This window comes from Actinocorallia sp. B10E7 (assembly GCF_039871655.1).
GTDB lineage: Bacteria > Actinomycetota > Actinomycetes > Streptosporangiales > Streptosporangiaceae > Actinocorallia.
In genome coordinates this window covers 912,702-932,415 of sequence record NZ_JBDPLZ010000002.1, presented here as the reverse complement: position 1 = coordinate 932,415, position 19,714 = coordinate 912,702, and the positions used below count along the sequence as shown (strand labels likewise).

Genomic DNA, 19,714 nt, shown 5'->3' with positions numbered 1-19,714 from the left:
CCGGACACCATCCATGGTGTGGGTCTGTGCAGCGGGGCGATCCTTTCTGGATACTTGCGGCATGACGGGGCCGCAGACTGAGATTTTCGTGTCCTACTCGCCCGCGGACGAGCGGTGGGCGTCGTGGATCGCCTGGGAGCTGGAGGCGGCGGGCTACCGGACGATGCTGCAGGCGTGGGACTTCGTCCCCGGAACCAACTTCATCGACTTCATGGACCGGGGGGTGAGCGAGGCCGCGGTCGTCATCGCCGTCCTGTCCCGCAACTACATGCGCTCCCGCTACGGCCGGATGGAATGGCAGGCCGCGCTGCGCGCCAACCCCGACAACCCGTCGGCGAAGCTCGTGACCGTCCGGCTGGAGGACTGCGAGCTCGAGGGGCTCCTGTCGACCATCACCTACGTCGACCTCGTCGGCGTCGCCGACGAGGAGACCGCGCGGGAACTGCTGCTCACCCGGGTGCGCGAGGCCCTCGCCGGACGGGCCAAGCCCGAGGACAGACCGCCCTCCCCGTTCCCTCCCGCCGCGCGGCCCGCGCCGCCGGTCCCCGCGCGCAACGGCTCCAACGGCGGACGGCAGGCGCGGCGCGCCCCGGCCGTCCAGCCGTCCTATCCGCCCGAGACGTCCGACGAGGAGCCGCGCCGGGAGGACGTCACGATCCTGCACCTGGCCGGACCGAGGTTCGGGCGGACGCTGGCCGACGAGCCGTTCGACGCCGCGGGCCTGCAGGCCCGGGTCTGGGCCGAGGTCACCGAGCTGAACGCGCGGCCCGACCTGCTGGTGGTCACCGGCGACCTCACCGAGTCCGGCAGCCGCCGCGAGTGCGCCGAGGCCGCCGACTTCCTCACCGGGCTGCGCACCCTGCTCGGCCTGGAACCGCACCGGGTCGTGCTGGTGCCCGGCGCGCGCGACGTCACCAAGGCCGCCTGCCGCGCCTATTTCAACTCCTGCGAGGCCGACGACGAGGAGCCCGAACCGCCTTACTGGCCCAAATGGCGGCACTTCAGCTCCCTGTTCTCCGAGCTGTACCGGGGCCTGGACAACGTGGTGTTCGACAGCGCCCAGCCGTGGACCCTGTTCCCGGTGCCCGAGCTGCGGGTGGTCGTCGCCGGGCTCAACACGACCATGGCGCTCAGCCACCGCGACGACGACCGGCACGGGGTGATCGGCCTCTCCCAGGCCGCCTGGTTCGCCGAACGGCTGCGGGCGTTCGGCGACGGCTGGCTGCGCCTCGGGGCGCTGCACCACAGCCCGCTGGAGGGCGAACCCGACCGGCTGCGGGACGCCGACCTGCTGGACCGGCTCGTCGCCCCCGGGCTCGACCTGGTGCTGCACGGCAGGCAGGGCGCCCGCGGCGACCTGCCGTCCGGAGCGTTGTGCCTCCCCGCCCTGGAGCCCGGCCACCACCGAATACTGACCGTCGACTCCGGCGGGCTGACCCTGCTGCGGCGCGGCGCCGCGCCCGAACGCCTCGACCGTACCGGCCTGTTCCGGCCCGTCCCGCCCGCCCCGCCCGTCCCCCCGCCGCGCGAGTCGCCCGAACGCCCCGCCGACCCGGTCGGCCTGCTGCTCGACCAGATCGTCGAGGCGTGCGAGACCCGTTTCCCCGGGGCCAGGACCAGACTGGTGCCGTCCCAGCCCCCGCATCTCCTCGTCACCCGTCTGGAGGACGGTTTCGTCCGGCAGTTCCGGGTCGGCGCGCACGTCGGGCAGGTCGGCGAGGCGGAGGTCTCGGCCTTCCTGCGGCAGGTGCACGCCGGAGGCGACGCTCTCGGCTCTGAACTGGTGTTCCTCGGCCCGCAGCCCCCTCGGTCGCTGCGCGAGGACGCGCTGCGCCGCGGGGTGCGGCTGCGCAGCCTGACGGAGTTCCAGGGACTGCTGGACCTGTCGTCCTACGTGACCGACCAGACCGTCCAGCTGTCCACCAGCCCGCTGTACCCGCCCGACCTGTACGTCCGGCAGCGCTACCAGGAACTGGACGGCGACTCCGCGGCCGAACGGGACGACCTCGTCGGCGCCATGCTCGACCTGCTCTCCGCCGACCACGGCAGGTTCCTGCTGCTGCTCGGCGACTTCGGCCGAGGCAAGACCTTCGCGCTGCGGGAGGTGGCCCGGCGCATCCCCTCCGAGCTGCCCCATCTCATACCGATCCTCATCGAGCTGCGCAAGCTCGACAAGGCACACTCGGTGGACGCGCTGGTCGCCGCGCACCTGGCCGCGCACGGCGAGGACGTCATCGATCTGCGCGCCTTCCACTACATGCTGCGCCAGGGCCGCATCGTCCTGCTCTTCGACGGGTTCGACGAGCTGGTCACCCGGGTGACCTACGACCGCGCCGCCGACCACCTGGACACCCTGCTGGCCGCCGCCGAGGGCAAGGCGAAGATCGTGGTGGCGTCGCGCACCCAGCACTTCAAGTCCCACTCCCAGGTGTTCACCGCGCTCGGCGAGCGGGTCGGGACGCTGCCGAACCGCAGGGTGCTCGGCGTCGCCGACTTCACCCCCGCCCAGATCCGGGCGTTCCTCGTCAACCGGTACGGGGACGCGGCCGCGGCCGACCGGCGCATGGCGCTGCTGCGCGGGGTGGAGGACCTGCTCGGCCTCGCCCAGAACCCGCGCATGCTCGGGTTCATCGCCGACCTTCCCGAGGAGCGGCTGCACGCCGTCTCCCGGGCCCGGCACACCGTCAGCCCCGCCGACCTCTACCAGGAGATCCTCACCTCCTGGCTGCGGCACGAGGAGGAGCGGGTGCGCGGGATACCCGGCTCCCCCGGCGGACTGTCCCTGGAGGAGCTGTGGCGGGCGACCCGGATCCTGGCGCTGCGCCTGTGGGAGACCGGTGAGCCCTACCTGCGGCCGGACGACCTCACCGAGGTCGCCTCCGTCCTCACCGGCCTGGCGGGCGGCGGCACGGCCGACCTGTCGCCGGGCCAGACCGCGCACGCGGTCGGCGCGGGGAGCCTGCTGGTGCGCACTGACGAGGGCCTGTTCGGGTTCATCCACGGCTCGGTCTCCGAGTGGCTGGTGGCCCGGCACATCGCCGACGAGCTCACCACCGGGCTCGACCCCGTCGCGCTGGACCGCCGTCCCCTGTCCCAGCTGACCGTCGACTTCCTGTGCGACCTCGCCGACAGCCGCGCCTGCCAGGAGTGGACGGCCCGGGTCCTGCGGGATCCGCAGGCCGGCGACACCGCCCGCGCCAACGCCATCAAGATCACCACCAGGCTGCGCACCCCGGCGCGCACCGACCTGCGCGGCGCGCGGCTGCAGGGCGAGGACCTGTCGTACCGCGACCTCGGCGAAGTGGACCTGACCGGCGCCGACCTCACCGACGCCCGCCTAGTGGGCACCAACCTCAGCCGGGCGGTGCTGCGCGGCGCCCGGCTGACCGGGGCCAGGCTGGACGAGGCCAGGCTCGCCGGCGCCGACCTCACCGGCGCCGACTTCGGCCGGGCCCGGCTGGTGCGCGCCGACCTGCGCGACGCGGTGCTCACCGGCAGCCGCTGGTCCCGCGCCGCCGTGATCGAGACCGCGGGCGCCGAGTCACGGCGGGGAGAGCTGAGCGGCGCGGCGCTGGTCCCCGGAAGCGACGTCGAGGCGCAGTTCGCCCCCTCGGCGGTCGGCGTCCCCTACGGTTTCCACTTCCAGTCCAGCCGGCTGCCCGCCCCCGCCGCCTACAGCCCGGACGGGGCGACCGTCGCGCTCGGCGGCGAGGACGGCGCCGTCCTGCTCTGCGACTCCCGGACCGGCTTGCCGCTGCGCATCCTGCAGGGGCACCGGGACCGCGCCTACGCCGTCCTGTACGCCGGGGAGGACCTGCTCGTCACCGGGGCCGCCGACGGCACACTGCGTCTCTGGGACGCCTCCACCGGACGGCAGAGACAGGTCATCGACATCCATCCCGACGGGGTGTGGCCGGTCGTCGCCGACGCCGACGGAGACCTCGTCGCCGCGGGAGACGCCACCGGCACGATCCGGATCTGGCGCACCGGCACGGCGGAGCTCCACGCCTCCCTTCCCGGGCACGTCGCGCCCGTCTACACCTGCGCTTTCAGTCCCGACGGCGGGCTCATCGTCACCGGGGACTCCGCCGGGACGGTCCGCGTCTGGTCCGGCGACGGCGAACCGCTCCACACCATGGAGGGAGAGGGCGCCGTCTTCCGGCTGATCTTCACCGAGGACGGGATGCTCATCACCGGCGACGAGCACGGCCGGATCCGGGTGTGGGATCCGCCGTCCGGGGCGCTGCTGCGCGAACTGAACGGCCACACCGGCAGGGTCTACGCGCTGGACGCCCGTGACGGGCTGCTGGTCTCCGGCGACACCGACGGCTCGGTCCGGCTGTGGGACCTCACCGGCCGGTACGCCCCCCGCTCGCTCACCGGGCACACCGGCGCGATCTACCGGGCCGCCTTCGACCCCGAGGGCACCCGCCTGGTCACCTCCGACAGCGACGGCGCGGTCCGGCTGTGGAACCTGGAACGGACCGGTGGCGAGCCCGGTCCGGGCTTCGGACGGCTGCTGCACGCCCTGTCCGGGCACCGCGGCGCGGTCTGGCCGCCGGTCTTCCGCCCGGACGGGGCCCAGCTGACGACCGTCAGCAACGACGGGACGGCCCGGCTGTGGGACACCGCCACCGGCGTCTGCCGGCACACCCTGCGCGGCCACGGCAGGCGCATCGCGTCGGTGCGGTTCAGCCCGGACGGGACGATGCTGGCCACCGCGGGCAACGACGGGGTGGTGCGGATCTGGGACCCCGCCACCGGTGTGCGCGTCCACGAGCTCACCGGCACCTCCGACCGGCTGACCTCCGCCACGTTCAGCCCGGCGGGCGGCAGGCTGGGCACCGCCACCAACGACGGCGGCGTCCACCTGTGGCAGGCGGCCAGCGGCACCTTCGAGCGGGAGCTGTCGGTGGAGACCGACCACGTGTGGGCCCAGGCGTTCAGCCCCGACGGCTCGATCCTGGCGACGGCCAACGACGACGACAGCGTGCGGCTGTGGTACCACACGACCGGACGCCAGGTGGTCGGCCTCACCGGCCACCGGGGCCGGGTGCGGTGCATCGACTTCTCTCCCGACGGCACGCTCGTCGCCACCGGCTGCGACGACCGGAAGGTGCGGATCTGGGACTCCCTCACCGGAGCCCTCGTGACCACCCTGGCCGGCCATGAGGACCGGGTCTACCAGGTCCAGTTCGACCGCACGGGGAGCCTGCTGGCCAGCGCGAGCAACGACGGAACCGCCCGGATCTGGGACCCCTCCTCCGCCGTCTCCCTCCAACTGCTGGACGGCCACACCGGACGGCTGTGGACGACCGCCTTCTCCCCCGACGGGCGGCTGCTGGCCACCGCGGGCGACGACGCGGTGATACGGCTGTGGGAGGTCGCCACCGGACGCCGGATCCAGGACCTGCGCGGGCACACCCGGCGGATCATGTCCGTCGCCTTCTCCCCCGACGGGCGGCTGCTCGCCGGAGGCGGCGACGACGGCGCGACCATCCTCTGGCGGGTGGACGGCCAGGGGGCCGAACGGCACTGCACACTGCTGGGCCTCCCGGAGGGCTGGGCCGCCATCACCCCGGACGGGCGCTACAAGCACGCCGGAAGCGTCTCCGGCCAGTTCTGGTGGGCGGTGGGGCTGTGCCGGTTCGAACCCGGCGAACTCGACGAACACCTCCCCTCGATCCGGAGGATCCCCCTGGAGGAGCCGCTGACCGGGGATTTCCGGGGCTGACCCGCACGTCCCGCTGGCCACCCGTCACGGAGTTGTCCTACGGTGGTCACCGCCCGCCGGCCCATCATGGCGGCGTCACCGCGCAGGCGCATCGTGAGGCCAAGACCGACCCCGAACACTCCCAGGGGAGGACCACCCATGCCACGGCTCCGCGCACCGATCTTCCTGGCCGGTCTCGCCGCCCTCGCCCCGCTCGTCGTCGCCGGCCCCGCCGCCGCCGACCGGGAACGCCGGGTCTGGGCCGGCGTGCAGATCATCGCGCACCGGGGCGCTTCGGCCTACGCGCCGGAGAACACCCTGGCCGCGTTCCGGCTGGCCGGGCAGATGCGGGCCGACCTCATCGAACTGGACGTCCGGCAGACCAAGGACGGGCACCTCGTCGTCGTCCACGACCGGACCCTCACCCGCACCACGGACGTGAAGCGGCGCTTCCCGAAGCTCAAACCGTGGCGGGTGCGGGACCTCACCCTCAAGCAGATCAAGAAGCTGGACGCAGGCTCCTGGTTCGCTCGCCGCTACAAGGGCGAGCGGGTGCCGACACTCGCCGAGGCGCTGCGGACGATCAAGGCGGCCCGCGCCAAGGCGCTGGTGGAGCTGAAGAACCCCGAGGAGTACCCGGGGCTCACCCGGCGCCTGGTCGCGCAGCTGGAAGACGACCCCTACTGGACGAGCTACGAGCGGCTCACGGTGCAGAGCTTCTCCTGGCGTTACGTGAAGGCGGTCAACGACGCCCTGCCCGCCGTCCGCGGAACGGTCCTGGGCCGCCCGGACTCGGCCGAACTGTTCGGAGTGCGCTGGTACGCCGAAGCCGTCCACCCCTCCAAGCAGTCCGTCACCGCCCAGTACGTCCGGGACGCCCACCAGCGGTGGCTGGAGATCTACGCCTACACCATCAACGACGAGGACACGATGCTGCGCCTCCTGGAGTACGGCGTGGACGGCATCACCACCGACCGGCCCGACCTGCTGTGGGACCTGCGCCAGGGGTGAGCCTCAGGAGCCGTGCTTCAGCAGGTCCTGCCACAGCCGGTCGACCTGCTCGGCCAGCCCCTCCAGCGTCCCGGAGTTGTCGATCACGCGGTCGGCGATGGCCAGCCGCTGCTCGCGGGTGGCCTGGGCGGCGATGCGTTTGCGCGCCTCCTCCTCGCTCATGCCGCGCAGCCCGGTGAGCCGCTCCAGCTGGGTCTCCACCGGGGCGTCCACCACGACCACCAGGTCGTACAGCGGCGCCAGGCCGTTCTCGGCGAGCAGCGGGACATCGAAGACGATCACCGAGTCCTCGGGCGCCGCCTCCTGGAGTTCGGCGCTCCTCGCCCCGATCAGCGGATGGGTGATGGCGTTGAGCCGGGCGAGCTTCTCGGGGTCGGAGAAGACGATCGAGCCGAGCTTCTCCCGGTTCAGCGCCCCGTCCCCGGTCAGGACCCCGGACCCGAACTCCTCGACGATCCGGGCCAGCCCCTCGCTGCCGGGGGCGACCACCTCCCGCGCCAGCGCGTCGGAGTCGATGAGCACCGCCCCCGCCGCCGCCAGCCGCCGTGAGACCTCGCTCTTACCCGACCCGATGCCTCCGGTCAGGCCCACTCGTAGCGCGCTCAAATCCCCAGCCTCCCTCGGTGCTCTCCGGACCTCACTCGGCCACGGCCATCCGCACCCTAACCGAGTGGCTTGCGCAGGTGCACCAGCACCAGGTGGTCGGAGACCCGCTCGCGGCGGAACTCGGCGTAGCCCAGGCGGCGGTACAGGCGCAGGTTGCCCTCCGACAGATGGCCGGTGAACAGCACCAGGGCGGTGGCGCGGCCCGCGACCTCGGCCTCGGCCGCCTTCATCAGCGCGCTCCCCACGCCCTCGCCCTGCCGGTCGGGGGCCACCACCAGCCGCCCGACCAGGCAGGTCTCCTCCTGGATCCTGGCCCGGACGGCACCGATGATCCGAGTGCCGTCCACCGCCTTCAGGACGACGGCGTCGCCGTCGCCGAACAGCGCCCGCACCTGTTCGTGCGGCTCCACCAGCGGAGCCAGGAACGGGTCGCCGTACAGCTGGGCCTCGGCCACATAGGCGGCCCGCTGCAGGGTGAGGATCTCCCCGGCGTCCGGCTCCGCGGCCCGGGAGATGATCATCCGGCCTCCGCGGTGACCGCGACCATGCCGTCCTGTGGGCTGACCGCCTCGGAGAACACCAGGTCGTCGGTGCAGAACACGCCCTGCGAGCCGGACTCCCGCGCCCCGGCGGCACGGCGCAGACCGGTGCCGTTCAGCGGCTCCAGGCCGGTGCCGTCCAACGCGACGCCCATGTCCCCGGCGAAGATCGTCCGGGGGGCGCCGCTCCAGGCCCGCACCAGCTCCGACAGCTCGGCGCTGCGGTGGGCCGCCTTCTCCTCACCGGGGGCGAGGCGGGTCGTCCACACGTCCACGGTGCCGTCCGCCATCCTGAGCCTGGCCCAGCGGTAGCCGCGGACCTGCTCGCCGTGGATCTGCTCGCCGCTGAACACCCTGCCCCCGCCGGAGGACTCGACCTTCAGCGAGGTGAGGATGGCGTTGCCGTACTGGGAGTCGGCGGCCGGGCCCCACACCAGCGTCATGCCGAGCCGCCGTGACAACCACACGCCCAGGTCGGCGGTGCCCGAGGCGGGCGCGCCCCGGCCCACGTCCTGCAGCGCCACCACGTTGGCCTTCTGCCGCTCGATGGCCGCCGCGACGCGCTCGGGGTCGAGCTTGCCGTCGTGCATCGCCTGGCGGATGTTGTAGGAGACGATCCGCAGCCGCTTCTCGTCCGCGGAGGCCGCCACTTCGCCGCCCGACATCGCGAACACCGCGGTCGGGATCAGCAGCACCAGGCACGCCCCCAGCGCGGCCACCGCCCGCTGGGGGGCGCGGGCCGGCAGCGGTCCGCCGCGGGAGGCGGCGATCGAGGCCAGCAGCCCGATGAGGATGCCCGCACAGGCGCTGAGCGCGTTGTTGGGGAACGGCAGCGGATGCGCCGGGTTCAGCGTGTACGGGACGAGGATCGCCAGCAGCGCGAACCCGCCGAGGGCGGCGCCGACGTCCACCCGCCAGATCGGCCCGCCGTCCCCGGCCCGGCGCAGCGGCGCGCGGCAGGCCACGGCCAGCAGCCAGGCGGCCAGCACCTGGGCGGGCACGACGGCGAAGACGATGATCTTGCCGTTCAGCGCGTAGGTGCCGGCTACAGCGCCGGCGCAGACGCCCAGCACGGTGCCTCCGAGCACGCACACCCCGCCGGGCACCGCGCGGACCGCCAGGCCCGAGGCGAGGAACGCCAGCGCGAGCGCCTGGCCGGTCAGCACGACCACCTGCGCCATGGTCAGCGACAGCCAGCCGGAGGAGGCGACGAAGGCGGGACTGGAGAGCACCAGCACCTGCAGGGCGAGGAACGGACCGAGCGCCGCGGCGCCCATCGCGTCACGCCAGGAGATGCCGGGCGGTTCGACCACGCCCGAGGCCAGCTCGCGCACCAGCGCGGCGACGCCCACCCCGACCATGACCAGGCAGACGGCCCAGGCCGCGAACCCGCTCTGCCAGACCGCGTCCCAGGTGCCGAAGAACATGCGCAGGCTGGTGTCGACCGCGAGTCCCGCGGTGGCGGCGATGGCGAAGCCGACCCCGGAGAGGCCGCGGGCGCTCTCGTACAGCGCGGGCAGGGCCAGCAGACCCAGCGCCGTGGCCACCACGGCCAGGTCCAGGACCGGGCCGAACCCCTGGGCGACCAACCGGGACAGCAGCAGCCCGCCGATGCCCGCGGCGGTGAGCACCCGGGGCCCCAGCAGGGGTCGCAGCACCGGCGCCAGGAAGGGCACGAGCGCCACCGGCAGTGCCACCGCGAGGGCCGTCCCGACGGACAGCTCCACGAAGACGGGGAGGGAGTAGCGGAGGGTTTCGGCGAGCAGGGCGACGGTGACGCCGATCAGTGTCAGCCGCGCCGCGCCCCCGGGGACGAGCGAGGGCCCCGCCGGCGGTCCGGCAGGGCCCTCACTGTAGGTGCCTTTGTCAGTCGTGACCACCCGAAGATGGTATCGGCTGACCGGACCGGCTCACCCCCGACCGTGCGGGAGCTGACCGGTCTTCAGCTCACTGGCCGCCCGAGAGCTTCTCGCGCAGAGCGGCGAGCGCCTCGTCGGTCGCCAGGGCGCCACCCGTGGGCTCCTCGGAGCCGCCGGTGTAGGACGTCTGGCCACCCTCGCCGCCGGCGGCCTCGGCGTCGGCCTTGCGGGCCTCGTCGATCTGCTTGCGGTGGGCCTCGAAGCGCTGACGGGCCTCGGCGTACTGCCGCTCCCAGGTCTCGCGCTGGGCGTCGTAGCCTTCCAGCCACTCGCCGGTCTCCGGGTCGAAGCCTTCGGGGTACTTGTAGTTGCCCTCGGCGTCGTACTCGGCGGGCATGCCGTAGAGGGTGGGGTCGAACTCCTCGTCGGTGATCTCCATGGCGCCCTCGTTCGCCTGCTTCAGCGAGAGGCTGATGCGGCGACGGTCGAGGTCGATGTCGATGATCTTGACGAAGATCTCGTCGCCCACCTGGACGACCTGCTCGGGGATCTCCACGTGGCGCTCGGCCAGCTCGGAGATGTGCACCAGGCCCTCGATGCCCTCCTCGACGCGGACGAACGCGCCGAACGGCACCAGCTTGGTGACCCGGCCGGGAACGACCTGGCCGATCTGGTGGGTGCGGGCGAACTGCTGCCACGGGTCTTCCTGGGTCGCCTTGAGCGACAGGGAGACGCGCTCGCGCTCCATGTCGACGTCCAGGACCTCGACCGTGACCTCCTGGCCGACCTCGACGACCTCGGAGGGGTGGTCGATGTGCTTCCAGGACAGCTCGGAGACGTGGACCAGACCGTCGACGCCGCCGAGGTCCACGAAGGCGCCGAAGTTGACGATCGAGGACACGACGCCCTTGCGGACCTGGCCCTTCTGCAGGGTGTTGAGGAACGTCTGGCGGACCTCGGACTGGGTCTGCTCGAGCCAGGCGCGGCGGGACAGGACCACGTTGTTGCGGTTCTTGTCCAGCTCGATGATCTTGGCTTCGAGCTCCTTGCCGACATACGGCTGCAGGTCGCGGACCCGGCGCATCTCGACCAGGGAGGCCGGGAGGAAGCCGCGCAGGCCGATGTCGAGGATGAGACCGCCCTTGACGACCTCGATGACCGTACCGGTGACGATCCCGTCCTCGTCCTTGATCTTCTCGATCGTGCCCCAGGCGCGCTCGTACTGGGCGCGCTTCTTGGACAGGATCAGGCGGCCTTCCTTGTCCTCCTTCTGGAGGACCAGGGCCTCGACCTCGTCGCCGACGGTGACGACCTCGTTGGGGTCGACGTCGTGCTTGATCGAGAGTTCGCGGGACGGGATGACGCCCTCGGTCTTGTAACCGATGTCGAGCAAGACCTCGTCTCGGTCGACCTTGACGACGACGCCTTCGACGATGTCGCCGTCATTGAAGTATTTGATGGTCAGATCGATCGCGGCGAGGAAGTCCTCCGCCGAGCCGATGTCGTTGACCGCTACCTGCGGGGTGGTCGAGGTGGCTTCGGTGCTGCTCGTCATGTGTGGGCTGGCTCCGGATACGGACATGAGTCGGTCTTCGAAGCGCCGGAGGGCCGATTTCGTCCCTGCCAAGACCGGAAAGGGAGCCTGAGCCCCCGGAAAGACCGATGTCGACCAGATCGAGCGTGCGCCTGCTCCGTCCGAGGCACCGCAGGCCCACAGCGCAGCGATCAGCATATGAGACTTCAGGGCCCCAGGTCAATCGGAGACAGCCGACGACCACCCGGAACCTAGTAGACCCGAGCCCGATCGGCGAATTCCGAAGCCAGTTGGGAGATCGATCCGGAGGGCGCTGTCACGGCCGACGGATCACCATCAGATGTGTACCTCTTGTCTGGATTTTTGTCCAGCCATTCCAACCACGCGGTGGAGCAGAACTTGTCGCACCCGTCCTTCTTGACCTTCCCTTCGGAACGGATCCGGGAGATCCGGCTCCGGTCGAACTCCTTGGAGAAGACCGACACCGACGGGTTCCAGCCGGCCAGGAAGACGCCCTGGAACTGCCAGGTGTCGCCCTTGAGCACGAACTCGTTGTCCTTGTCCTTGGTGCGCGGGGCGTTGCCGAACGGGTAGGCGAAGGTGACCGAGGGCGAACCGGAGGTCTTCTTCACCACGTCCTCGGCCTTGGCGATCTCGGACTCGACCTTGCTCCCCGGCATGCCCGCCAGGTTCGGATGCGTGTAGGTGTGGTTGGCGATCTCGAAACCGTGCTGGACCAGCCAGGTGACCCCGGCGTTGGACTCCTCGCCGAGCTGGAACGGGTCCTTGTTGACGAAGAACGTCGCCACCGGCCGGAAGGACGGGTACTTGGCCTGCGTCTCCATCAGGATGGCGACGGCCGTGTCGGGCGCCGGGCTGCCCGCGGCGTCGAGCGTGAACTGGGTGGGGTTGCCGTCGTCGAAGGTGAGCACCACCGGGTGGGCGCCGGCCGGGATGTCGATCCGGCCCTGGACGAACTCGGCGGCCGTGACCGGCACGTAGTTCGCCTCGGCCAGCCGCTTCAGCTCGGCCCGCAGCTCGTCCGGGGTGCGGTCGATCTCCGAGCCGCCCTTGGCCAGGATCCGGTGGTACATGATCACCGGCACCTGGCCGAGCTCGTTGGCCTTGGCCTGCGCCGCCTGGGCGGAGGCGGGCTGCGGCGGCGGAGGCGGCGTGGAGGGCGCCGCGGACGGCTTGCCGCCGGGCTTCGCCGAGGCGGTCGGCCCGCCGGGCGCCGCGGCGGGGACGGCCTCGGTGCCCTGGGCGGCGGGCTGGACGACGGTCGTCCGCTCGCCCTCCCTGGCCTCGGGGGGCAGCAGAAGGCCGAACAGCAGCGCGGCGCCGATGACCAGGACGGCGAACTTGTGAAGTGTGGGCACTCGGTTCTCCGGAAGAGACGGGAGCAACAGCCTAGAGCTCGATCCCCGGCCCGTCCCGTACCTCGGAGATCATCGTGTGTCCGGGCCGTCCTGGTCAACGCGTTCCAGGATGATCACCCCAGTTCGTACAGCGAGGTGGTCCCGTCTCCCAGTTCGACGGCCTTCCCCTCGGCCTGTACCCAGGAGGTGATCTCGTCATTCCCGGCGCCTTCCCCGCGGCGCCCGCCGCCGAGGACGATGTACCTGAGCTCGCCCGAGGCGACCGGCCGACCGCGCCTCGCCGAGCTTGATCGCTTGACTCATGCCCGCCACGCTCGCGGGCACTTCTGGGAGAAGCCTTTACGTCTGTCTTAAGTGGGCATGAGATTGCCCGGCAGACGGAGCCGGGCCACCGTCCCGCCGCCCGGAGCTCGTTCCAGTCTCACCGACCCGCCCGCCTCCTGGACGACCTGGGCGACGATGGACAGGCCGAGGCCCGAGCCCGGCAGGCTGCGGGCCTGAGGCGAGCGCCAGAACCGCTCGAAGACGTGGGGGAGGTCCTCCTCGGAGATGCCGGGGCCCCGGTCCCTGACGGTCAGCTCACCGCCCCGCAGAACCACCTCGACGGCCCCGCCGGGCGGGCTGAACTTCACCGCGTTGTCGCACAGGTTGACCACGGCCCGCTCCAGCGTGTCGGGGTCGCCTTGGACGTACCAGGGGTCCAGCCGGGTCGTCACGGTCAGGCCGGGGCCGCGCAGCCGGGCCCGCTCCACCGCGCGGCGGACCACCTCGTGGAAGGCCACCTCGCCGGTCTGGCGGGGCGGGGCGGCGGGGCTGCCCAGCTGAAGCAGGTCGCCGACGAGGGTGGTCAGTTCGCGCATCTGGGCGCGCAGGCTGGCCAGCATCCCGCTCTTGGTCTCGGCGGGCAGCGCCCGGCCGGTCTCCTCGCTCCTGATCAGCAGGTCGATGTTGGTCTTCATGCTGGTCAGCGGGGTGCGCAGTTCGTGTCCGGCGTCAGCGATCAGAGCGCGCTGCCGCTCCCGCGAGGCCTCCAGCGCCGCGGTCATGGTGTTGAAGGAGCGGCTGAGCCGGGCGACCTCGTCGCCGCCCCGCTCGGGGATGCGCACCGACAGGTCCTCGGTCCTGGCGACCTCCTCGACCGCCTCGGCCAGCCGATCGACCGGGCGCAGCGAGGCCCGCGCGGTGAGCAGCCCGGCGGCGGCCGAGATCCCCACGCCGAAGACGGAGACCAGCGTCAGCGTGAGGGCCAGGCTGTTGAGCGGCCCGGTGACCCGGGCCATCGGCAGCGCGGTCATCACCGCGCCCCGCTCGCCGTTCCACAGGTCGTAGGCGATGGTGTACGTCCGGACGTCGATCTCCTTCCCCGTGTAGTCGACGCCCGTGCCGGTGTGGAAGGCCGCCTTCTCCTCACCGCGCGCCACCCTCTTGTCAACCGAAGTGACCGGCATGACCCCATGGTCGGGGATGGTGCAGCGCGTACCGTCCTCCCGGACCACCTGCTGCAGTTCCTCGGGGGGCAGCGGCCACGGCGAGCCGGACGCGTTCCCCGCGCCGTTCCGGGGCCGCGCCTTCGGGTCCTCCTTGGGCATCACCCTCTTGGTCGCCTCCGAGGTGCAGTCGGCCAGCGCGTCGAGGGCCAGGAGCGACAACCGGGGCTTGGGGCCCGGTCCCTCCACCCGGTCGCGCAGCTGCCGGTCCAGCTCCGAGTACAGCGCCTCGCGCACCAGGAACCAGCTGGCCGTGGCGCAGGCCGCGACGGCGAACGCGACGGCCGCGGCGGTCAGCAGCGCCAGGCGGCCGCGCAGGGTGAGTCGTCTCATGAGTCGGCGCGCAGGACGTAGCCGACGCCCCTGACGGTATGGACCAGCCGGGGAAGGCCGTCGATCTCGGTCTTGCGGCGCAGGTACATCACGTACACGTCCAGGGAGTTGGAGGCCGGCTCGAAGTCGAAGCCCCACACGGTCTCCAGGATCTGCTCTCGGGTGAGCACCTGGCGCGGGTGGTTCATGAACATCTCGAGCAGCACGTACTCGGTGCGGGTCAGCTCCAGCGGGCGGCCTTCGCGGGTGACCTCGCGGGTGAGGGTGTTCATGTGCAGCCCGGCGAACTCCAGGACCTCGTCGGGCTCCTCCCGCGAGGGCTCGGCGGAGTAGGCGCTGCGGCGCAGCAGGGCCCGGATCCGGGCGAGCAGCTCGTCCAGCTCGAACGGTTTGGCCAGGTAGTCGTCGGCGCCCGCGTCCAGGCCGGTGACCCTGTCCCCGACCATGTCCCGGGCGGTGAGCATGAGCACCGGTACCCGCTCGCCCTGGGTGCGCAGCCTCCGGCAGGCGGTCAGCCCGTCCAGGCGGGGCATGAGCACGTCCAGCACGATCAGGTCGGGCCGGAGCTTCTCGGCCTGCTCCAGCGCCTCGACACCGTCGGCGGCCTCGCTCACCCGGTATCCCTCGAAGAGCAGGCTGCTGGAGAGCGCCTGGCGCACCGCCGGCTCGTCGTCGACGACCAGGACGTGGGCACGTGTCTCCTCGGGAGCGCTCATGCCCTCAAGGTAACCAGCGGGGACGCCCGGCATGACCGGCCGGGCTCCGTTCTCAACGTACTCTCATCGACTTCTCAGTCACCGGCCGTACCCCCAGGCCCGCCACCAGGAGCACGCACAGCAGCGGCACCACGTCGCCGAGGACGGCGTAGGGCGTCCGGCTCCCGGCTTCGGGAAGCCGGAGAGTGACGGTCACCGCGCCCCGCTCGCCGGTGTCGGCCCAGGCCAGGCGCCGGCCCCGGGAGTCGAAGGCGGCGGAGACCCCGGTGAGCGCCGCCTGGACCACCGGACGACCGGTCTCGGCCGCCCGGACCGCGGCCAGCGCGGCGTGCTGCGGCGGCGCCCAGCTCTCCTGGAAGGTCGAGGTGGCGGACTGGACGACGATCACCCTGGCTCCGTCGCGGACCGCGACGCGCCCCAGGTCGGGGAAGGCGGACTCGAAGCAGATGAGCGGGGCCACGGGCACGCCCTCCACGTCCAGGACGGCGCTGCCGGTGCCCGGGACGCGGTCCTCGGCCGCGGCCTTGCTGATCCGCGTCAGCCAGCCGAGAGCGGGACGCAGGGGGATGTACTCCCCGAAGGGCACCAGCCTGGTCTTGACGTACCTGCCCCGCTCCACGCCGTCGACGAGCAGCACCGAGGACTTGGAGATCCTGCCCCGGACGTCGCGGGCGTCCTCGTTGACCAGCACGGCGCCCAGGCCCGCCAGCCGTCCGCGCAGTTCGGGAGCGCGGCTCAGGTCGGTGCCCACGCTGCTCTCGCCCCACACGATCAGGTCCGCGCCGGTGATCCCGGCCGAGATCCTCTCCCCCTGCGCGAACCGCTCCGCCGGCCCGTGGATCACCCCCGGCTGGACGAGCGCCACCCGCCACGGCCGTCCCTCCGTCCCGGTGCCGCCCGCCCACCAGACCGGCGGGAGGCAGAGCGCGACGGCGGGCGGCACCAGCAGGACCCTGCGGTCGAACCGGGTCAGCGCCAGCGCCAGCGCGGTGTTGACCAGGACGAGGACGAACGACAGCAGCCACACCCCGCCGACGGACGCCAGCGCGAGCACGGCCGGCCAGCGCCACTGGCTCGCCCCGTACAGCGCCCACGGGCCGCCGAACCCGTGCCAGGACCGGAGGTACTCGCCGACCACCCACACGGCGGGCAGGACGAACAGCGCCTCCCGGCCCCGGCAGACCCGGGCCGCCACTCCCCATGCCGCCCAGGGCGCGCCGAAGACCAGCGCGACCGGCAGGAGGCCCGGCCCGATGTTGGGGACCGTCCAGTAGAGCGCGGCCAGCAGGTACCCGGTGCCGAAGCACCAGCCCCGGCGCAGCGCCTGCGCGTTGGACGCCGCGGACCTGGCCAGGAGCAGGCCGGGGACGAGCGCCACCCAGGCCAGCCAGCCCAGCGACGGCCGGGGGAAGGCCAGTACCGGCAGCGCGCCCGCCAGCAGGGACCAGATCACCTCATCAAGTCAACGCCGACGGCCCGTCCGGGGCAAGTGGCAGGGAGGGTCAGTCGTGTGCTCCCGGCCAGGGGCCGAGGGGGCGGGCCCAGACGTCCTCGACGGCGACCCGGGTGTCGTAGACCTGGAAACCCCGTTTGAGGTAGTTGGGCAGGGCCGCGGGGCCGTCCAGGGAGCAGGTGTGCAGCCAGACCCGCCGCGTGGGCGGAAGGTCCCAGCGGTCGGCCAGGTCCCAGGCGCGGGCGGTGGCCTCGGTGAGCAGGTGGCCGCCGATGCCCCGGCCGGTGAAGGCGGGCAGCAGGCCGAAGCAGATCAGTTCGACCTCGCCCTCGGCGCTGGGGTGCAGTTCGGCGTAGCCGGCCGGGGTGCCCCGGTCCCAGGCCAGCCAGGTCTCCACGCCGGGCCGGCCCAGCCACTGCTCCCAGTCCCGGTAGGACCACGGCAGCCGGTCCGTCCACAGGTGGTCGCCGCCGACCGCCAGGTACAGGTAGCGGCTGAGTTCGGGGCTGGGGACCTCCGCCCTGACCACTTCCACCGGAGCGGGCCCGGCCGGCTTCAGCTGCCCGAACCCGGTCTGCTCCAGGTACCAGGTGGTCACCTCGGTCCGCTTCGTCTCCATGGAGGCCGATCCTAGGCTCCTCCCGGGCCGGGCCGCCCACCGTCCGCCGCCCGAGGATCCCCGCAGGTGGGAAGGCCGGAAGGTAGGATGTGTCGATGACACCCTCCAGTGGCGCCTCCGGCGACGACCGCTTCGTCACCGGCAGTCATGACCTCCCCGTCACCCCCGCGCTCGCCGAGTTCTTCAAGCGGGGCTGGGCCGACACGAACGTCTCCCTGCCGCCTCTCCCCGCGACCGCCTACGCCGCCAAGCGCAGGGCCGCGGTGTCCGCCCGGTTCCCCGGCGAGCGGCTGGTGGTGCCCGCGGGCGGGCTGAAGGTCCGCAGCAACGACTGCGACTACCCGTTCCGGCCGCACACCGCTTTCGCCCACCTGACCGGCGAGACCGCCACCGAGGCCGTCCCCGAGGCGGTGCTGGTGCTGGAGCCGACGCCCTCCGGCCATGAGGCGATCCTCTTCACCCACCCCCGCTCCCCCCGCGACGGCGGCCCCCTGGGCGCGCAGTTCTACCGGGACCGCAGGCACGGCGAGCTGTGGGTGGGCCGCCGCCGCACCCTCGCCGAGACCGAGGACGCCTTCGACCTGGCCGCCGCCCACCTGGAGACCCTCGAGGCGCGGCTGGGCGGCGGGATCCCGACCCGCGTGGTCCGCGACGTGGACCCGGCCGTCGACGCCCTCGTCCCCCCGCACTCCGACGACGCCGACCGCGAACTGCACTCGGTGCTGGCCGAGCTGCGGCTGATCAAGGACGAGTGGGAGGTCGCCCAGCTCGCCGCCGCGGTCGGCCACACCATCACCGGCTTCCAGGACGTGGTCTGTGAACTGCGGTACGCCTCCGGGCTGGCCCGTGGCGAACGCTGGGTCGAGGGCGTCTTCAACCGCCGCGCCCGCCTGGAGGGCAACGGGCCCGGCTACGAGACGATCGCCGCCGCCGGGGCGCACGCCTGCGTGCTGCACTGGATCCGCAACGACGGGCCGCTGCCCGAAGGCGGCCTCCTGCTGCTGGACGCCGGGGTCGAGGTCGACTCCTTCTACACCGCCGACCTCACCCGTACCCTGCCGGTCGGCGGCCGGTTCACCGACGCCCAGCGGCGCGTCTACGACCTGGTGTACGCGGCGCAGGAGGCCGGGATGGCCGCGGTGCGGCCCGGCGCCAGGTTCCGCGACTTCCACCAGGCCGCGATGCGGGTGATCGCCGAGGGCCTGGACGACTGGGGCCTGCTGCCCGGCGGCGCCGAGGCCGCCCTCGACCCCGAGTCCGGCCTGTACCGCCGCTACACCCTGTGCAGCTCGGGGCACATGCTCGGCATGGACGTGCACGACTGCGCCAAGGCCAGGGCCGAGACGTACCTGGACGGCGTCCTGGAGGCCGGTCAGGTCCTCACCGTCGAGCCGGGCCTGTACCTGCAGCCCGACGACCTGACGCTCCCCGAGGAGCTGCGCGGCATCGGCGTCCGGATCGAGGACGACCTCCTGGTCACCGAGGAGGGCGCGGTCAACCTGTCGGCGTCCCTCCCCCGGCGCGCCGACGAGGTCGAGGCCTGGATGTCGGAGCTGATGGGCTGACCGGTCCCGACGGGCGTGCCGCCGGGCGGGGCCGTCAGACGAGCAGGTCCCCCTTCAGGACGGTGACGGCCTGGCCGGTCAGCAGCACCCTGTCGTCCCGGACGGTCACGCCGACGACGCCTTCCCGCTCCGACAGCTGCCGCCCGGTCAGGGAGGTCTTGTTCAGGCGCCGCGCCCAGTAGGGGGCGAGCATGCAGTGGGCGGAGCCCGTCACCGGGTCCTCGTCGATGCCCACCGCGGGAGCGAAGAAGCGGGAGACGAAGTCCTCGGGGCCCGTGCCGTCGGCGGGGGCCGTCACGCACACTCCGCGCGCGTCGATGTCTCCCAGCAGAGCCAGGTCGGGGCGCAGCCCCCGGACCGTCTCGGCGTCCGCGACGACGGCCAGGACGTCGTTCTGCGCGTTGCACGCCACCCATTCCGGCTCGACGCCCAGCCCCGCCGCCAGCCCTCCTGGGGGCTCCTCCATCCGGGCGGCGGGCACCGCGGGGAAGTCGAGTTCGAGGCCCTGCGGCGTGCTGCTCACCGTGAGCAGGCCGCTCTTGGTGTGGAACCGGGCGAGCTCGTCCCAGGCCACGATCCACTCGGTGAACAGGACGTGCGCCGCCGCGAGCGTGGCGTGGCCGCACAGGCGCACCTCCACGGCGGGCGTGAACCAGCGCAGCTCGAATCCGCCGGTCTCCAGCGGCCGGACGAACGCCGTCTCCGAGTGCCGCATCTCGGCGGCCGCCTGCTGCATCCAGCGTTCGTCGGCGGGTTCCTCCAGCAGGCACACCCCCGCGGGATTGCCCCGGAAGGGCCGGTCGGTGAAGGCGTCCACGACGAAGATCCGCATGGGATCCACCCTAAGCCGCCGAACGCGCCGGGGCGCGTCTCCTTTACGGAAGACGCGCCCCGGTGAAA

At 72.6% G+C, this 19,714-nt stretch carries 13 protein-coding genes; 3 read left to right on the top strand and 10 right to left on the bottom strand.

Annotation, left to right across the window (positions count from 1 at the left end; all coding sequences use genetic code 11):
* Positions 1-61: 61 nt before the first annotated feature.
* Both ABGB12_RS09505 and ABGB12_RS09500 read left to right on the top strand, forming a co-directional pair.
* Positions 62-5,734 (top strand): TIR domain-containing protein, encoded by a 5,673-nt coding sequence (locus ABGB12_RS09505; protein ID WP_347675976.1) that lies wholly within the window; start codon positions 62-64, stop codon positions 5,732-5,734.
* Between the two features lie 138 nt (positions 5,735-5,872).
* Positions 5,873-6,724, top strand: coding sequence for a glycerophosphodiester phosphodiesterase family protein (locus ABGB12_RS09500; RefSeq protein ID WP_347675974.1), 852 nt, complete (start codon positions 5,873-5,875; stop codon positions 6,722-6,724).
* A 3-nt stretch (positions 6,725-6,727) separates the two neighbouring features.
* Here ABGB12_RS09500 and coaE read toward each other — a convergent pair whose 3' ends face one another.
* The 9 genes from coaE to ABGB12_RS09455 form a co-directional block, all read right to left on the bottom strand.
* Complete coding sequence (coaE, locus tag ABGB12_RS09495) at positions 6,728-7,330, bottom strand: dephospho-CoA kinase (protein WP_347675972.1); 603 nt, start codon at positions 7,328-7,330, stop codon at positions 6,728-6,730.
* Positions 7,331-7,386: 56 nt separating this feature from the next.
* Positions 7,387-7,851: a GNAT family N-acetyltransferase gene (locus ABGB12_RS09490; RefSeq protein WP_347675970.1), complete on the bottom strand. Its 465-nt coding sequence runs from the start codon at positions 7,849-7,851 to the stop codon at positions 7,387-7,389.
* Positions 7,848-9,749: an endonuclease/exonuclease/phosphatase gene (locus ABGB12_RS09485; protein ID WP_347675968.1), complete on the bottom strand. Its 1,902-nt coding sequence runs from the start codon at positions 9,747-9,749 to the stop codon at positions 7,848-7,850. Before ABGB12_RS09485 ends, ABGB12_RS09490 begins: the two co-directional genes overlap by 4 nt.
* 67 nt (positions 9,750-9,816) lie before the next feature.
* Entirely contained in the window at positions 9,817-11,283 is a 1,467-nt protein-coding gene (rpsA, locus tag ABGB12_RS09480; RefSeq protein ID WP_347675966.1) for a 30S ribosomal protein S1, read from the bottom strand.
* Between the two features lie 230 nt (positions 11,284-11,513).
* Complete coding sequence (locus tag ABGB12_RS09475; RefSeq protein WP_347675964.1) at positions 11,514-12,641, bottom strand: polysaccharide deacetylase family protein; 1,128 nt, start codon at positions 12,639-12,641, stop codon at positions 11,514-11,516.
* 350 nt (positions 12,642-12,991) lie between these two features.
* A complete protein-coding gene (locus ABGB12_RS09470; RefSeq protein WP_347675962.1) occupies positions 12,992-14,461 on the bottom strand; it encodes a HAMP domain-containing sensor histidine kinase in 1,470 nt (489 codons plus the stop codon).
* Positions 14,458-15,177, bottom strand: coding sequence for a response regulator transcription factor (locus ABGB12_RS09465; RefSeq protein ID WP_347675960.1), 720 nt, complete (start codon positions 15,175-15,177; stop codon positions 14,458-14,460). The genes ABGB12_RS09470 and ABGB12_RS09465 overlap by 4 nt, the downstream gene beginning before the upstream one ends.
* A gap of 52 nt (positions 15,178-15,229) precedes the next feature.
* The gene (gene lnt / locus ABGB12_RS09460) at positions 15,230-16,630 is read right to left on the bottom strand and encodes an apolipoprotein N-acyltransferase (RefSeq protein ID WP_347675958.1); all 1,401 of its coding nucleotides are present in this window, start codon (positions 16,628-16,630) and stop codon (positions 15,230-15,232) included.
* 49 nt (positions 16,631-16,679) lie between these two features.
* Positions 16,680-17,249 (bottom strand): GNAT family N-acetyltransferase, encoded by a 570-nt coding sequence (locus ABGB12_RS09455; protein ID WP_347675956.1) that lies wholly within the window; start codon positions 17,247-17,249, stop codon positions 16,680-16,682.
* 95 nt (positions 17,250-17,344) lie between these two features.
* Between ABGB12_RS09455 and ABGB12_RS09450 the strand changes: the two genes are divergently transcribed.
* Positions 17,345-18,814: an aminopeptidase P family protein gene (locus ABGB12_RS09450; protein ID WP_347675954.1), complete on the top strand. Its 1,470-nt coding sequence runs from the start codon at positions 17,345-17,347 to the stop codon at positions 18,812-18,814.
* A gap of 34 nt (positions 18,815-18,848) precedes the next feature.
* On the opposite strand, the gene ABGB12_RS09445 is transcribed toward ABGB12_RS09450, so the two are convergent.
* Positions 18,849-19,646, bottom strand: a complete 798-nt coding sequence (locus ABGB12_RS09445) for a PhzF family phenazine biosynthesis isomerase (RefSeq protein WP_347675952.1) — start codon at positions 19,644-19,646, stop codon at positions 18,849-18,851.
* Positions 19,647-19,714: the final 68 nt, after the last annotated feature.

Bases quoted from the DNA above. Each gene is read 5' to 3' on its own strand.
- ABGB12_RS09490 (WP_347675970.1), bottom strand. From the start codon at position 7,851: ATGATCATCTCCCGGGCCGCGGAGCCGGACGCCGGGGAGATCCTCACC.
- ABGB12_RS09445 (WP_347675952.1), bottom strand. From the start codon at position 19,646: ATGCGGATCTTCGTCGTGGACGCCTTCACCGACCGGCCCTTCCGGGGC.
- ABGB12_RS09455 (WP_347675956.1), bottom strand. From the start codon at position 17,249: ATGGAGACGAAGCGGACCGAGGTGACCACCTGGTACCTGGAGCAGACC.
- ABGB12_RS09505 (WP_347675976.1), top strand. From the start codon at position 62: ATGACGGGGCCGCAGACTGAGATTTTCGTGTCCTACTCGCCCGCGGAC.
- ABGB12_RS09450 (WP_347675954.1), top strand. From the start codon at position 17,345: ATGACACCCTCCAGTGGCGCCTCCGGCGACGACCGCTTCGTCACCGGC.
- ABGB12_RS09500 (WP_347675974.1), top strand. From the start codon at position 5,873: ATGCCACGGCTCCGCGCACCGATCTTCCTGGCCGGTCTCGCCGCCCTC.
- rpsA (WP_347675966.1), bottom strand. From the start codon at position 11,283: ATGACGAGCAGCACCGAAGCCACCTCGACCACCCCGCAGGTAGCGGTC.
- ABGB12_RS09470 (WP_347675962.1), bottom strand. From the start codon at position 14,461: ATGAGACGACTCACCCTGCGCGGCCGCCTGGCGCTGCTGACCGCCGCG.
- ABGB12_RS09465 (WP_347675960.1), bottom strand. From the start codon at position 15,177: ATGAGCGCTCCCGAGGAGACACGTGCCCACGTCCTGGTCGTCGACGAC.